This is a genomic window from Bradyrhizobium sp. SPXBL-04, from assembly GCF_051853035.1.
Classification (GTDB): Bacteria; Pseudomonadota; Alphaproteobacteria; order Rhizobiales; family Xanthobacteraceae; genus Bradyrhizobium; species Bradyrhizobium zhanjiangense.
Map to the genome: position 1 here is coordinate 2,508,967 of NZ_CP182472.1, position 14,249 is coordinate 2,523,215.

The following is a 14,249-nucleotide window of genomic DNA, read 5'->3' on the forward strand; positions in this document are numbered from 1 at the left end:
GCCCGCCTGTTCCGAGACTTCGGTCGTTTGCTTGCCGGGCTGGCCGTCGATGATCGGCGGTTAGGCCGCCGCCTGCCGCATGACCGCGTGAAGGTACCTCATCTCGTCGTCGGTCACGCGCCGGTTGAAGTAGAAGCAAAGCATCTTCTCATTTTCGGCATCGCGGCCGGCGGCGGGGCAGCGCAGCCGGCTCCTGTTTCGCGCCGCTGACAAGCCGCAGTGCGGGCCGCGAGTGCGGTGTTTCGGTCTTGGGGGGTCTGGCACGGGACGGGTTCTCTCAACGCGTGGGCGAGGCTACCGGCGGGGTTTTGGGCAGGCGGCAGGCGCGCTTCTCCGCATCCACAGCGATCGCTGAGAGCGTTTCGTTCTGATCAATGAGCAGAGAGATCGCCTTCGTCGACCAGTCCTCGTAGGTCAGCGTGCCGGAGTTCCACAAGAAGACAAGCGCGCGGGCGACCGCGTTATGGCGCGATAGTTCCTGCAGTTTGCGGTAAAGCTCGGCGCTCATTTGCTCGGGCATGATCTTCTCTTCGTCGAGGCCGTGTCGGTGGTTATCAGTCGACGCTAAGCTCGAGCACGCAATGCCTCGAGCCTGTTGCCGCCATCGCGCCAGTGGTTCCGATCTTTCGTGATGTCGCGCTCGGCCCGCTCGGCGACCGACACGCGCTCATGGAGGGGCTTTTAACATCGCAACCAGTGCGATAATCGGCGCCGATGGGCCACCTTGTGCCGTCTTTCTGCTTGATCAGCCGAGGGTTAACAAACCCAGGCGCGAGCAGAGCGGAGGCGACTGCGACATAACCTCTAGAGAGATCCGATAATGCAGCTGCCCGGCGAGCGGCGGCAAAAGTTAGCGCCATCGCCGACCAGAAGGTCTTTAGGCACCGTCGCGAATCTGGCGGACCCCGAATGTGCGCTTTCCGGCGAAATGATCTGCAACTAGGACGGAAAACGGCACGCTTTCTATGCGATCCTGCGTCCCGATCCCCTCCGGGATCAAGCGGCTGCGAGGTCCGGTTGGATTCGCCTCCATTGCCGGGCCTCGCTTCCGCCCAGTAGCGGAAGCGCTAGATCTCTGGCTGTTCAGCGGGCGCCAGGCCTCATTGTCGGCGTCTATGTGCGAGACCGCCAACCGTCCAACCGATTTGGAATCCGGCGCGGGGCTTCCTCGAGCATATCGGCTAAATCGCGCCGTTGCTTGCCCGGAGCAGTCACCGCAGAACGTATGGCGCAGCAACAGCGAGGCGGCTACAAGCGGCACATCACGAACCGACGCGCACAACGGGAACTGATCGAGTGCTACGATTGCGGCGGTAGTATCTCGTTTTTAGCCATTGCCTGTCCGCACTGCGGGTCGCGCTGAGCCAGCCGGGCTTTATAGGCAAAGCTCAAGAGAGCAGCGCCTACACCGGATCGAAAAGAAAAACGATCAGACCCTGATCGGTATCGCGGCTCTCTGCTCAGGTATGAGCGTCTTGTACGGCGCGGTGATGGCCGGCGCACTCAGCGCCTTCGGCTACGGCCGCTCGGCGCCATCATCGGCGTGCCGGCGGGCTTCATCGTCAATGTCAGCCGGCGGGATGACGCTCCGACTTCGTATAAGCGAGGGCTCGAAGCCGGTTTGTTACCCACCGGAACAGAGGTTCTAAAGAGTGGGTAACTGAGGCGCGTTTTCTGCAATGATTTCAAGCCCGAATTTGGGCGCTAGCGATCCCGGCAGGATTAGCCGTTTCCAAGACTTCAGTAGCTTAACGGCAAGGTTAGGCAATTTTATTGCCATTTGTTTCCCGTAGGAAAATCTGGCGATTGCCTAACCTTAGCGCCGGCAAACGGGGCGGTCAGTTCGACCCAACACAACCGTACAACCAGATAAATCGCTCTTAGGTTGCTGAATAGAACAAATGTGGGCCGTTCTCTAGGGGCGGCATTTTAGTGTCCGGCCCCGCTAGCCTCACTATTGGTGAGCAAACCAATTTGGAGGTGAAGTGATGCAGGTTCGGTCTTCCACCACAAAGAGAAAGCCGCCGCAGCAGCAGTCTCCGAAGCCCAAGCCTCAGTGGGACGTCAGGCTTGAGCCGCATCCTTCTTAGGTGCGCCGTTCATTGTTCCGGTCGTTTTTTTGATAGGCCTGCTGCCTACATAGCAATCACAAGGATTGATATGAGAATTATTGGACTACGCCCCGCAAGAGCGGGTCCGGCCGCTATTGCGCACGTCGATGTCGAGACGGCAGAGGGCATCAAGATTTACGGCGTGCGAGTATCGCGGGCCTCGGACGGTTCGTACGGCGCCTTTGGTCCTGACAATGAGCGTGGCCGCACCTGTGCGTTCAACCACGACATCGCCAATAAGATCGCCATCCTTACTGTCGCAGGACTGTCGCAGCATGAACGTCTCGCTTCCTAAACCTGCAGACGCGGACCAACTTCAGACGAACGACACCCGCGACCTTACTTTCGGCATATACGACATCCTGACCGACCATCATCATTGCCATGCCGACGTCGTACTCGCCCCGGCCAGTGAGGATGGCGAGCCGGATTGGGCCAGGGCCGACCCAGCCAACATCCGGAAATTACCCGCCGATGAATGACCAGATGATGAGGCTTCCGCCCGCGCTGCCTGCGTTCTCATCAACACCGTTGACGGCTGCCTTGCCGAATAAGGGAGGGCCGACCCATGATCGATTTGGTGCAACGATTGCAATCCGCGCGATCCCCGCTCTGCCTCGAGGCAGCACGCGAGATCGAGCGCACGGCCGCGATGCTACGCGAGGCAAAAGCCGAGATCGTTCGTCTGCGCGATGCCAAGCGCCGCGCTATGCAGGTCGCCGACGAGCGCGCGAAAGAAGTAATCGACCTGCGCATGCAGCTCGCCAAGAGCTTTGCGGTCGACGTATCGATGATTTCGCGGCTGAGTCGAAAGTCTACGGATCGTTAACAGCGCAACGCGCGCGTGGTGAACGTGTCGCACATCTGTAGCGGGATAGAGCTTTTGGGCTATACTGGATGCTGGTCTGCCTTCGCGAGCGCCAGAAGCAATTCCATAGCCGAGGCGGCGACAGAACCAAAACTGTCGGCACCGTCAGTTCTGCTCCAACGCAAGCTGAAGCCGCGCGCGCCGCTGGGATATCCGAGCGCCAGCAAGTTACCGCCGTGCGCGTTGCTAATGTACCTCTGGCGGCTAGCTCCAGCGGCTTAACCTTGAGCCGTTACCTTAAATTCAGTGCGTCATTAATTTCAGTGCGTCATTGCAACTTGGCATGCGATTTGCAGCATCAGTGATGCTTGCCGTCTGACGCTTGTCGCCAGAATTGCAAGGCCAGCAATCGGGCCGCCGGCGATACTGGCTGGAAGAGCCGGCGGCTCACCCTCGATCAGCTTCTCCGAGTCGGCCCCAGCTGGTCTGGCAGTTGCGTCAGCCGGACGGCCTTCGGCCTCGGGCGCGCCGACGCGTTCGCTGTCTAGCGACCATCGCTGCGAAGGCGAGGATCGCGATGCCGTCAACGACCAACGTGTAAGTTTCCAACAGCCGTTCCCTCGTATGGCCAAACGCCCCGTAGACCAAATCGAGTCTCGATCCGCTCTCGGTTCGCTTCCCGACACTTGCCGGCAGCCCTTCGGGCCCCGTTTTGCGGCGTTTCCGCGCCACCGTCGGGCTCTGGCGCCGCGAGCTGTCGACACTCTCCTACAGGAACTTTGGGGACTGCGGGCAGTTGATCCGCAGCATTCCCCAACAAGCGGAGTTTTCCCATGCGCGAGAAGCGCAGGATGGACGCACACGACGATGGGCTAGAGCGCTAGGGCCGCCGGTTCACGCTGGGCGAGGTAACTCAACGTCAACAGGTGATCAGTATAGTTAAGGCATCGCGGATTGGTGACGAGTACCGCGGTACGCATGGGCATTGAGAACCCGCCGGCTCCCCGGTCGGCGGGTTTTTCAATGCACTAGCCGTCCTGGCAGGCGATGCCGAGGCTGTCGCAAGTGAGCGCAAACGACTCTTTTGATTTAGGATCTTCAAAACAGAACTTGGTGCCGATCTCCGCGCGGTCGGTCCACCAACCGACGTTAGCTTCTTTCGCGATGCGGGAAGCTTCGCCCCGTAACAGATCAAGTTGTTTCCCGGCAGCACGAACAATCAGGCAATTCTCCTTGGGCATAAAACGTCTCCAATGGCAATTTGGACTGCGAAAGTGTCGATACACAAAACGGAAAACTTGCGGCGGGAAACAAAGCTACTTGGTGATTGAAAGCAGCCACCTCAGCACAATGGCCGCGGTTAGGAGCCCGCCACGGATTTTACCAATCTGCTGAAGTTCCTGCGGGGAACAGTGCTGAGGCGTACAGACACCGCGATGAGCGATGAGTAGCCTCGTTTCGCTTGGCCCTTGCTAGCCCGAGGGCCCAGCTTCCTCCAGCGGCCCCGGCCTCGCCCTCGAGCGGCCCCCGGCCGGGGCCGTCTTTAGGGTTGTTGAAATTAGGATGAAGGGGGCCGCTCGACTGAGGTAATTTTGCTTTTCAGGCGCTTACGCTCGCGCGCGGCCATGATCTCGAACAGGACGACTATTGATCCGACCAGCGAACCGCCGGCCGCCGTCATTATCAGAATCATCTTGGTCATGGCTCTGACGCTAACACCGAACCCGGGCAGTTCATCCATCGTCCGGCGGCTCGGGATGCCAGACCTTGGGGATGGGAATTTGGAGCACTTTTTCCGAAAGGGCGAGCCGTTGATACGACTCCTGTAGTTGCTCTCGGGCGCGTTCCGTCCCGGCTTTGACGCGCTCGATCTTGGCAGTGACCAACCTGGCAACAAAATCCATCTCGTCGTCCGGCATGGGGACGCCTCCCGCTGCAAACCGACAGATTAATTTAGGTTAGTTCTTGGTTCCGCCTCGCGCCTCGCCGTCTCAATCCACCTTTGTCTGAGTGCAGAGGCGGTCGGCGGCGCGCATGATAGAGGCGTCTGCCTCGGGGCTGGCCTGAGCAGCGGACCTCTCGCCCTGTGCTGCGGATTCGGTGCGGACCTCCAGGTGGCACGGGGCCGATTTGTCTGCTCAGTCGATCTCGCCTCGGCTCAGCAATCGCACGTAAGTCCCGCTCTCGTGCAGCTCGAGCCAGCCGCGATCGACCGCGCACTTGATCCCTGCGCCGAACTCCCTCCCGCTGGCCTTGAGCGTGTACAGGAACGGCGCGTTGATCTTCTCGATATGGATGCGGCCGTCCTGCACCAGCTCAATGGACGAGCTCGACCAGCTTACGGGCCGCGGCTTCAGGGTAGGTGAAGGGACGTTCGGCGGTGAGTTTCATGAACCAGCCTTAGCGCGATTCTGGCTTCGAAGACGCCCCATCATCGGTTAGCTGCCGTCCCTGGGCATGGCGCCTCTGCGGGCCTTCATCGGGGAAATCGACGCAGCGCTAACGGGCGTTCGACATTGCAAATTGCGGAGGTCGGCCGCTGGCAAAATCGGGCCTGACCTCAGCTCCGCGGCTGCCGCATCCGCCGCACACGAAGCGCGGCTCGATATCAGACAAGCGAACATCGTCTGGCCAGCGATCGGCGCTCAGAGCAACGTGATGGCCGCAATGACAGTAGACCAGGACGCCGCGCAGCCCCATCGCGCGCATCGCGCCAAAGGTGATCTTCACGGGTCGGCCGCCAACGTGGGCAGTGATATGGCGTCGAGCAGAACGAGGCATGCCGCCGCCATCAAAGCGGCATCGTAAGTCCCTCGCAAATTATCGATTCCTAGCGGCTCGGAATGCGCGCGAGCTACGGGGATGTCCCGATCGCTGTTGAACTAGGTCGGGCCGACGTCGCCGGACTGAATGTTACGCGGCCCTCGTGACGTGGGCAACGGGGTTGATCGTCATGCGATTGTGGCGAGCTTGAAGAGCCGCACGCAGAACCGACAATTGCTTATGCGCCTTCAATCGTCGGAAGCCCTTGTTGGCCTCGATCATGCCGGCCGCAACCCATCGCAAGGCCATACCGGCATCTCGCCAGCGTTTGACGTTGCGCGTGACGCGGCGAATGGTGCCCATCATGTTCTCGGCGATGTTGGTACAGGCGAGCGATCGACGAAGCTCCTTCGGCAACTTCAACCGGACGACAGTCAGGATTTCGTCGAGGCCTTCGAGGATGCTGGCCGCTACGCCGGGCCATTGCTGGTCGAGTCGACGCGCGAGATTGCGGATCAATTTTTCAGCCTTGTCGGCGTCATCGAGCTCCCAGGCCTGGCGCAGCACCCGACGGGTGGCCGCATGATGCTCTTTCGGCAGGCGTTCCATGATGTTGCGCGCCTTGTGGATCTGGCAGCGCTGGATCGCAGCGGCCGAACCGAAGGTGCGGCGGATCGCCTTCGACAACGCCTTCGCGCCGTCGGCGATAAACAGTCTTGGCACTGTCGGGTCGAGCCCGCGCGAGATCAGGTTGTCCAGCAGGGCCTGCACCGTCGCGGCATTCTCGGTCGCCCCTTCCACCAGAGCCAGCGGATGCTTGTTGCCTTCGCCGTCAACCCCGATCGCGGCGACCAGCACGAGATCGTCGCCGAGATGCAGCCCGTCGATTTGGACCACCAGAAGGTCGAGCGCGGACAGATCGGCAGCCATGAAGTCGGCCAGCCGCGCCGCCGACAGCGCTACGAACCTCCGCGAGGCCGCCGACTTCGAAACCCCCGATCCGGGCGGTGCCGGCACGTCACCCTCGGGCAGCCGGACAGCGCGGCCGAACCGGCGCGTCGACACATTGATCAGCATCAGGTTCATCGCCCAGCGACCGAGCCAATCCTCCGCCGCCGCCGTTTCCCAGCTCGGGATCGTGACCTCGCGGCCGTCCACGCCCCGGACCCGCGGGCGCTCGACCTCGATCTTGCCGCCGTGGAAGCCGATCCGTCCCCGCGTTCGGCCCCAACGGCGCGCCCGCCGTGCCGCGTCGCGACCGTGGCGCGGCCCGCAGGCCGCCGTGACATCCGCCTCCATCATCGTGCCGAGCGCCTCGATCCCTGCCGCAAGGCAGAACCGATCGAAGCTCGCCCGCACTTCTGCAAGCGCTTCGTCCACAGCCCCGGTCGCCGGCGAACCAGCCGGTGTGATATCTCTCGTCATGGCGTTGCTCTCCTTTGTGGAATCAGCACCCCGAGCCTACCGGCTCAAGGTGGGCAACGCCGACCTCTTCAGAAATTCAACAGAACCCGGGACATCCCCCGAGCTACTGCCCGTGGTGGGTGTGGACAACGCCTATGTGCGAGGCTTGTTGTCGATGCACAACGTGACCGCCAGCGTAACGGCCAGCAAGATCCAGCCGACGATATCGACAGCACTCATTGCTTCCCCCATGTCGTGAACAGAAGGCGAAAGGGCGTGTTGCGCCCGTGTTGCGTGGAGCAGTTGGGAATGCCGCGTATCGCGTTGAAATTGCCGCAAGCGACAGAGAACGCCGCGCAACACGAAACGGCTCCAAGAACGGAGCCGATACGCGCGCAAGATTCTGAATTGTCAGGTAAAAGGCTGGCGATCCCGGCAGGACTGATTGAATTCAATCATCCCAATAGCTTGCCGCCTAGGTTAGGCAGTTTTCCAGCCATTGCTTTCCATAGAGAAATTTAGTGATTGCCTAACCGGGCTAGGGTGGCGGCGGGGCGTTCCGTGGATCCAAAACACAACCGCACAACCAAATAAATCGCTCTTAGGTTGCTGAAAAGAACGAAAGGGGAAGTGCCGGCCATTTAGTGGGATGCCTTGCCGATCGCACTAGTTGGCATGGGGATCTAAAGCAGGAGGCACAGATGGTTTTTCGGGATGGCAGCTACATCGACGACGTCTATTACACCGGTGGTCGCGACATCACCATCAAGACCTATCACGGCCGTGACGATGCGCCGGATTGGCGTAGGGTGCCGGTTGCCGAAATGCCGAAAGAATGGCTGCTGGAAGTGAAGGCTGCGGTGGACGGAGCGCTGCGCGTTGGCTGAGGGCAGCGGAACCAGAGCGAAAGACTGAGCCGGCAAGCCTCCTCAGCCAGTGGTCTTTCGCGTTCAATATGACCCGCGAACGAAGCCGCGGCACGTGAGCGCGATGCTGGTCATCGTCCAGGCATTCAGGCGTGATTTTGGAAATGGTCGTGCCAGCATCAATTACATCAAGCGCGCCACCCGCATGAATGACAGGACCGTCGTCAAGACCTGCCGTGAGTTGGCGGACTGGGGCTTCGTGACGAGGCGCGTCGTCAGTGGCCGGACGACTGAATACGTGCCTTCCTGGGCGACAGCAAAGCCGTGCCCCACCTCTGTCGATTTTGCGGGAGGTGAAAACACCTCTGGTGAATTTGCTACTGGCGAAAGTGCAGGAGGTGCCTCTGTCGATTTTGCAGGAGGTTTGCACCCAACCTCATGCACTTTTGATAGTGAATCCTACTTACCGTCACCGGCTTACAGTCCGGCTGACGGTATAAGTAAATCAGTATCCGCCAGCGGGCCGGACGCTGAGGCGCCGGCCGTGGCGGGAAAGAGCTTTGAGCGCATCTGGAAGGCTTATGGCCGCTACGGCAATAAGCAGTCCAGCAGGCAGGCATTTGAAACGATCGCCAGCCCCGACGTCGACCACATCGCAAGCCGCGCCGCCGCGTGGGCCGCAAGTGCAAAGCCAGGCCAGCGTCGCATGCCGTTGGAAAAATGGCTGGCCGCCGAAAAATATGACGAGGCTGACCGCAGCGTAAAATCGAAGGCTGAACCGCCAACGTCCGATGAGTATCCAGACGAGGCGGCCGAAAGGTGGCGTAGAATCCGAAGATCTACCATCGAAATTGATGTGCCGCGCGATATTCCACTGATGATCGTGGCTAGCGCCATGCAGAAGCGGGGGAGGATACCTGGTTAGCCCTCGTCACAGATCAAGGTAACATTGCGATCATGACCGAGGGCGGAAATAACCAAGAACAGCAAGAAGAAGGTCAGGGCCACTTGACGCGCCTGTGCGGCGCTTGCGGTTTGGATGAGGTCTATGACTCGGCCGAGTTGCACGGCAAGCCCTTCATGGTAGTTGGCGACACGTTTGCTCCCGTAAGCACCGAGCAGCTAGTCTAGATCCGGGGTGTCCGCACACCCTGACATCTTCGCCGTTAGCTACCAGTGCCGCCCTCGCGCGCGTCATCCCGCAAGTTTTCAAAATATTTTCAAAATGTGTGCAGCCGCGCCTTTGGCCACACCACGAGCCGGACAACGGCCAGAAGGTCACGTTACGAGAAATATCCCACTGTGAACCGCTCCCAACTTATTCCAACCCTCCACAGGGCTGGCGATACCATCACGCTCCAAGACATCAACGCATAGTCCGAACTCACCGGCAAGGCACTCATTGCCGATAACGACAACCACGCTGAGCCAGCGCGTCCTGTCAACAAACCGGCGTTGCCTGAAGGCACGATCGTCGAAACCCTGATGGAGACGATGAGCGCCGAAGACCTCATCGCGATGTACGAGGAGGATCAGGAGGCGAAAAGGGATCCGACCTTCGAAAAGAAACTTCCCCGTACAGCGCGGCCATGCACATCGAACGGTTCCGTCGACCGCGTAAAGCCAAGGCTTCCCCGGCCCAAGTGAATACCCAGACGGTCGAGGACGTCATGGTGCGAAACATCGACGAGAGCCGACTTAGGACTAAGATGGGAAAGCACGCCGACGTATTGGACGCGGTCCTTGATGACAGTACGGCCGCCGAAATCGGCCACCTGGTTGCCGGCCCGGGTAGTAGTAAACGCACCTATGAGGGAATCGGCAAACAGGCGGTAGTCCGCGCCGCGCGAAAACTGGCCGACCTTTTGGCTGCGTAGCTGTTTGCGCTAATCAACGTTGGCGCTGCCAGAGATATGAGGCCACGTTTTGTGGCTGACGTGACGTGCAAAACTTCTGCGCCGGTTCGATCCCGGCGCACCTCTTTTTCAGGCCGCCAAGCAGCTTTTTATTTCCCCGAACAATCGCAACACACCATTTATGGAGGATACGGGTGCCGAAATCTGTAGCCTACAGGCGGGCTGAAATGGCGATGAAGCTTCGGGGGATTCCAACAAAATGAAAACGATCAATGACACCGTGCACTCGTGGGATCGCCACGGGCATCGCGGCATCGCCGAATTGGACAGTGGCAAGATCGTGCAGGTTCATGCACGCAACCTCGGCGCGGCGCAGCGTCATCCCGAGTGGAAGGGTCCATTCCAACTGTACGGTGGAGATCGCGCTGAGATCGTCATCAATGATGACGGCCGCGTAACTGATGTTCTACGGACTTGGTGAGGGCCTATGGGCAGCTACACGACAAAAGTCTACCGGGAGGTTGGCGGCGATAGGCTTGCCGTCGAGACGATTAGCGCCGGCTAAGGTCGTAACGGGGAGGGCTGGGTCGGATCCTTCCGGCCCCGCAGCTAGCTACCGGCGGCCCCCCAAAATTCACGCATCTGCAATTCAGACCCCCAGGGTAAAAAAATGCCACGATCACGAACGCCATCGGCCAAGGCGCGCGTTGAGGGCCGGCATCTAATCAATGCTGGCCGTTTTAAGCGCAATGAGCCGACAGCCGACGCAATCGGCGATCCACCCAAGTGGCTAACCGAGCCACAGGCCGCAGCGTGGCGAGAATTCGCTGGCGAACTGCCGTGGTTGAACCACAGCCATCGCGCCTTGCTGGAAATTGCCTGCACCGTGCGTGCTCGCTTGCGGTCAGGTGAGGAGGTCGGCACCAAGGCGCTTTCGCTGCTGCGATTGTGCTTGGGAAGCATGGGTGCGACGCCGGCTGATGCGAGCAAGGTGTCGTGGGCGCCAGAGGAGGTGAGGGATGACTTGCTCGATTGACGGACGCCGCACGCGCACGCGCACAACCTGTGCTGCATCTCGTCATGCCTGGGCTTGAGGTCGCGCGCGCCGAGCCGCGGCCTCGCGAGACTGTCACGGCGTTCCTGCGCCGCACGGGCTGGGCCTGGCGAGACCGGCAGTATGGCTGGCAGTTCAAGAAGGGCTTGCCGACGGTCCTTGAGATCAATGGCGAGGCGGTGCTGCGCAAGAGTTGGTCGCGGCGACGCATCGCCGCGAATGATAATGTGCGGTTCGTGTCCTATCCGCTTGGCGGAGGCAATAACACGGCCGAACAAATCATCGCTCTGACGGCCTTGATTGCGGTCTCAGCGTTCGCGGGTCCGTTGGGCGGATCCATTGCGTCAGCGCTTTCGCTGCCAGGCTTCGCAGGAACGCTCATAGGAGCGGGGATAGCTGTTGGCGGAGCGCTCCCGGTCAGTGCAGTACGGATTGTCAATTTTCAATTTGAGGAACTTTATGGTGTCTGCAGCTAACCCATCGTCGCCTCCGATGGTGCGCATCTCGTTTCAGAGGCACTAGTCTGGAATACGGTAGATCAAACGATTACTGCAATTTGCAAAGGCTGTCCTGTTGCCGCAGTTCAGAGCTGCAGCGACGATCCGCGCCGAGCAGTTTGTTGTTTTCCAAGCGGTCGGTCTCACTCTATCGACAATGACCGCAAGCGGATTTGACGAATTCAAGCAGGCGGTCGGTCCCACGCTTTTGGAGCTGAATGACCGGATGGCGGCAGTGGGCGCAGCGAGTCCATTCGAGGTGTCAGTCGCGGGAATCTCGGAACAGCATGGCCCCTCCGGTTTCCGGATTACTACGGTGCAGGCCGGTGGCGAGCATCTCGATCCTTGGCAGGTGATTGATATGCCGCGCGGGTTCAATCCGTGCCCGTGCAACACCGAAGAGAATGAACAGGAGATCCAAGCGGCATTGACCACTGCGCCGGCAACCCTGGAAGCACACGCAATCGCAGCGCTGAATGCAGCGTGACATCGCCAGCCGAGATTATAGGAACGGTCGGACTCCGTGTTGGGTCGGCGGCTTTGCTCAATTGACGACAATCGCCGCTGACGGCATTGCCACGCGCATCATTCACAGCTGGCATGACAAAGTCGGAGAAGTGCTCTCGTGACTACGGTCGATCACGTCGTGAACGCCAGCCGGATTCCGCCCGAACTCACCGAACCGCCACCGGACGCAAAAGGCTGGCTCGCATTTCAACCCTCGACCAGAAAAGTCTGGTGGAAGATCGATGGTAAGTGGCTTCCAATCGAGGAAGCTCTCGCTCTTAGGGAAGCGAGGAAACTTTCACATTGACCGCGCTTTCTAGCTATTCGACCGGAACGGCCTCGGTTGCGGCCGACAGCACTGCTGTTACCGGCACTGGGCCTCTATGGAATATGACCGGTAACGTCAAGCCGGGCGACCTGTTTCAAAGCGGGCACTACTGCGTGCCTATCACGGATGTGACGGATGACACGCATTTGGTCATTACGCCATGGCCTGGCGCAACGCTGAGCGGCGCGACGTACACGATTTGGAAGGTGTCCCAGCAGCGCATTGTCGGTGAGACCTCTGCTCGGTTGGTTGACCAGCTTGTTAGTGCAATGGACACTAGCGGCTTCTTTGTTTTCGTCGGGCCTGCCTATCAGTGCCGGATCCTTCTCTCGGCAACGACGGGCAGTATGCTTTCCAGCCGACGACCGGCAAAACGTGGGTCAAGTCAGGTGGCGTTTGGACCTATCTCGGCATCTTCAAGGCATTTCAACTCAAGGGCGCGTGAGATAGCGGCACGGCCTATTCTGTCGGCGACGTCGTGACGCTCAGCGGTTCGAGCTACGCTTGCGTGCTCGACCACACCAATCACACGCCGCCGAACACCACCTATTGGCAGTTGCTGGCGAGCAAAGGTGACACGGGTGCGACCGGGCCGACCGGCGCAGGCTACGGTGGCACCTCGACCACGTCGCTCACGATCGGCACGGGTTCGAAGGCGTTCACCACGCAATCGGGCCTCGCCTACCAGAACGGCGCACGCGTGCGTGCCAGCTCCGCCGCGAACACGTCGAATTGGATGGAAGGTCTCGCGACCTATAGCGGCACGACGCTGACGATTACGGTCGATAAGACCAACGGCAGCGGCACGCTGGCGGACTGGAATCTCAACATTGTTGGCCAGCCTGGCGCGGGCGATCTGTCAAGCGCGAACAATCTGTCGGATATCTCAGACAAAGCGGATTCCGTTCGGAATCTTGCCCCAACCGACCTTTACAACGGCTCGTCGCGGATTGCTAGCTACACCGATTTATCGCGCAATTTCTTCGGTCGTGAATATCTCGGTGCCTATCTGAACTCGTGGCGATCCGGTGGAGGGGCAACTGCAAATGTGATTTTGCGCGGCGACAGCACGGTGGTCGGCACTGGTTTATCTAGCTCGGCGGTAACGGCGCCGGATGTTGTCCTGAAGGCGGTCGCGTTACGCAAGGGGCTCAAACGTGCGTCGGTCACAAACAGCGGTGTGTCAGGTACAACTATTGCTGACTGGAAAAACACCCACCTTCCGTCCGATCTCTCGACCTACACGGGCGGTAATATTCCGAAGCTGTATGTTCTCAACTACGGGATGAACGACCCTTACACGGGCGGATCTCCGGTCAGTGTTTCGCAGTCGATTACAGATTTGCGGGCTGGGTTCGCACTGCTGCGGGGAACATGGACCGGTAATCAGACTTCCGTTGTCTACGTGATGCCGAACACCGCCTATGACGACACAGGAGCGCGGAACGAATTGTGGCGTGAATTGTTCGCGGTCGGCGCCAAAGAAGCATGCCGAGATTACGGCATTATGTTCATCGACAGCTACGCGCAGTTCGCGAAGCACGCTTCAATCTGTTGACCGGATGGTTGAACGCAACGGACAAGGTGCACGCAGCCGACGATTTCAGCATCGCGATTTGGAGCTTTGTTGCTGACTGCATTTTCCAATCCGATTTTGAGTATGCAGCATGTCGCAAGTTGAACATCACTCCGGCGTCAGGTTGGACGCTGCCCGGCACCGTTGAAGACATGGGCACACAGGTCAATGGTACGGCTGTGCTTGGGTCAGGTTACATTCAAAAAACGTCGCCTAGCACACTGGCTGCGAGCACTGTGATAGGAACCGTTCATGCCTATCATCTTCCAGGGTCGCACACGCAGGGAACAGAGTTGCTGGCTTGGGATTCGGGCTCCGGAAACTGGCAATATCTGCACGGGTTCATCAATTTCAGCACCGGCGATATTACAGCAAAAGAAGCTGTAACCCTCACTTTTGCTCGAATGTATTTCGGGCCGTCAATCTGGAATCACTAAGGTGACGCCGTGACGCGCTCTACGGCATCGCGAGCACGGCGT

The 14,249-nt window shown here is 59.7% G+C and carries 19 protein-coding genes; 13 read left to right on the top strand and 6 right to left on the bottom strand.

Features of this window, described 5'->3' with window-relative positions:
- Positions 1 to 277: 277 nt before the first annotated feature.
- Positions 278 to 520 carry a hypothetical protein gene (locus tag ACNJX8_RS11540; protein WP_439360699.1) on the bottom strand — a complete coding sequence of 81 codons (243 nt, stop codon included), beginning with the start codon at positions 518 to 520 and terminating at the stop codon, positions 278 to 280.
- Between the two features lie 1,866 nt (positions 521 to 2,386).
- Between ACNJX8_RS11540 and ACNJX8_RS11545 the strand changes: the two genes are divergently transcribed.
- Together ACNJX8_RS11545 and ACNJX8_RS11550 are read left to right on the top strand one after the other, a co-directional pair.
- Complete coding sequence (locus ACNJX8_RS11545; RefSeq protein ID WP_439360700.1) at positions 2,387 to 2,593, top strand: hypothetical protein; 207 nt, start codon at positions 2,387 to 2,389, stop codon at positions 2,591 to 2,593.
- Positions 2,594 to 2,679: 86 nt separating this feature from the next.
- The gene (locus tag ACNJX8_RS11550; RefSeq protein WP_439360701.1) at positions 2,680 to 2,940 is read left to right on the top strand and encodes a hypothetical protein; all 261 of its coding nucleotides are present in this window, start codon (positions 2,680 to 2,682) and stop codon (positions 2,938 to 2,940) included.
- Positions 2,941 to 3,947: 1,007 nt separating this feature from the next.
- Here the strand turns inward: ACNJX8_RS11550 and ACNJX8_RS11555 are convergent.
- The 5 genes from ACNJX8_RS11555 to ACNJX8_RS11575 all read right to left on the bottom strand — a co-directional run bounded on the left by ACNJX8_RS11555 (position 3,948) and on the right by ACNJX8_RS11575 (position 7,107).
- Complete coding sequence (locus tag ACNJX8_RS11555; RefSeq protein WP_128945135.1) at positions 3,948 to 4,160, bottom strand: hypothetical protein; 213 nt, start codon at positions 4,158 to 4,160, stop codon at positions 3,948 to 3,950.
- A gap of 317 nt (positions 4,161 to 4,477) precedes the next feature.
- Positions 4,478 to 4,660 carry a hypothetical protein gene (locus tag ACNJX8_RS11560; protein ID WP_439360702.1) on the bottom strand — a complete coding sequence of 61 codons (183 nt, stop codon included), beginning with the start codon at positions 4,658 to 4,660 and terminating at the stop codon, positions 4,478 to 4,480.
- Positions 4,653 to 4,838, bottom strand: a complete 186-nt coding sequence (locus ACNJX8_RS11565; RefSeq protein ID WP_128956676.1) for a hypothetical protein — start codon at positions 4,836 to 4,838, stop codon at positions 4,653 to 4,655. Before ACNJX8_RS11565 ends, ACNJX8_RS11560 begins: the two co-directional genes overlap by 8 nt.
- Before the next feature lie 219 nt (positions 4,839 to 5,057).
- Positions 5,058 to 5,231, bottom strand: a complete 174-nt coding sequence (locus ACNJX8_RS11570; RefSeq protein ID WP_439360703.1) for a hypothetical protein — start codon at positions 5,229 to 5,231, stop codon at positions 5,058 to 5,060.
- A 601-nt stretch (positions 5,232 to 5,832) separates the two neighbouring features.
- Entirely contained in the window at positions 5,833 to 7,107 is a 1,275-nt protein-coding gene (locus tag ACNJX8_RS11575; protein ID WP_439360704.1) for an IS256 family transposase, read from the bottom strand.
- On the opposite strand from ACNJX8_RS11575, the gene ACNJX8_RS11580 reads away from it, so the two are divergent.
- The 11 genes from ACNJX8_RS11580 (at position 7,106) to ACNJX8_RS11630 (ending at position 14,207) form a co-directional block, all read left to right on the top strand.
- Positions 7,106 to 7,345, top strand: coding sequence for a hypothetical protein (locus tag ACNJX8_RS11580; RefSeq protein WP_439360705.1), 240 nt, complete (start codon positions 7,106 to 7,108; stop codon positions 7,343 to 7,345). The genes ACNJX8_RS11575 and ACNJX8_RS11580 overlap by 2 nt on opposite strands.
- Positions 7,346 to 7,395: 50 nt before the next feature.
- The gene (locus ACNJX8_RS11585; RefSeq protein WP_439360706.1) at positions 7,396 to 7,608 is read left to right on the top strand and encodes a hypothetical protein; all 213 of its coding nucleotides are present in this window, start codon (positions 7,396 to 7,398) and stop codon (positions 7,606 to 7,608) included.
- 179 nt (positions 7,609 to 7,787) lie between these two features.
- Positions 7,788 to 7,973 (top strand): hypothetical protein, encoded by a 186-nt coding sequence (locus ACNJX8_RS11590; RefSeq protein WP_439360707.1) that lies wholly within the window; start codon positions 7,788 to 7,790, stop codon positions 7,971 to 7,973.
- Positions 7,974 to 8,076: 103 nt separating this feature from the next.
- Positions 8,077 to 8,877 (top strand): hypothetical protein, encoded by an 801-nt coding sequence (locus ACNJX8_RS11595; protein ID WP_439360708.1) that lies wholly within the window; start codon positions 8,077 to 8,079, stop codon positions 8,875 to 8,877.
- A 664-nt stretch (positions 8,878 to 9,541) separates the two neighbouring features.
- Positions 9,542 to 9,829, top strand: coding sequence for a hypothetical protein (locus tag ACNJX8_RS11600; RefSeq protein WP_439360709.1), 288 nt, complete (start codon positions 9,542 to 9,544; stop codon positions 9,827 to 9,829).
- 238 nt (positions 9,830 to 10,067) lie between these two features.
- Positions 10,068 to 10,289: a hypothetical protein gene (locus ACNJX8_RS11605; RefSeq protein ID WP_439360710.1), complete on the top strand. Its 222-nt coding sequence runs from the start codon at positions 10,068 to 10,070 to the stop codon at positions 10,287 to 10,289.
- Between the two features lie 189 nt (positions 10,290 to 10,478).
- Positions 10,479 to 10,844: a hypothetical protein gene (locus tag ACNJX8_RS11610; protein WP_439360711.1), complete on the top strand. Its 366-nt coding sequence runs from the start codon at positions 10,479 to 10,481 to the stop codon at positions 10,842 to 10,844.
- Positions 10,841 to 11,338 (top strand): hypothetical protein, encoded by a 498-nt coding sequence (locus tag ACNJX8_RS11615; RefSeq protein WP_439360712.1) that lies wholly within the window; start codon positions 10,841 to 10,843, stop codon positions 11,336 to 11,338. Before ACNJX8_RS11610 ends, ACNJX8_RS11615 begins: the two co-directional genes overlap by 4 nt.
- A gap of 97 nt (positions 11,339 to 11,435) precedes the next feature.
- Positions 11,436 to 11,846, top strand: coding sequence for a hypothetical protein (locus ACNJX8_RS11620; RefSeq protein ID WP_439360713.1), 411 nt, complete (start codon positions 11,436 to 11,438; stop codon positions 11,844 to 11,846).
- An 826-nt stretch (positions 11,847 to 12,672) separates the two neighbouring features.
- A complete protein-coding gene (locus ACNJX8_RS11625) occupies positions 12,673 to 13,752 on the top strand; it encodes an SGNH/GDSL hydrolase family protein (protein WP_439360714.1) in 1,080 nt (359 codons plus the stop codon).
- Between the two features lie 8 nt (positions 13,753 to 13,760).
- A complete protein-coding gene (locus ACNJX8_RS11630) occupies positions 13,761 to 14,207 on the top strand; it encodes a hypothetical protein (RefSeq protein ID WP_439360715.1) in 447 nt (148 codons plus the stop codon).
- The last annotated feature ends 42 nt before the right edge of the window (positions 14,208 to 14,249 follow it).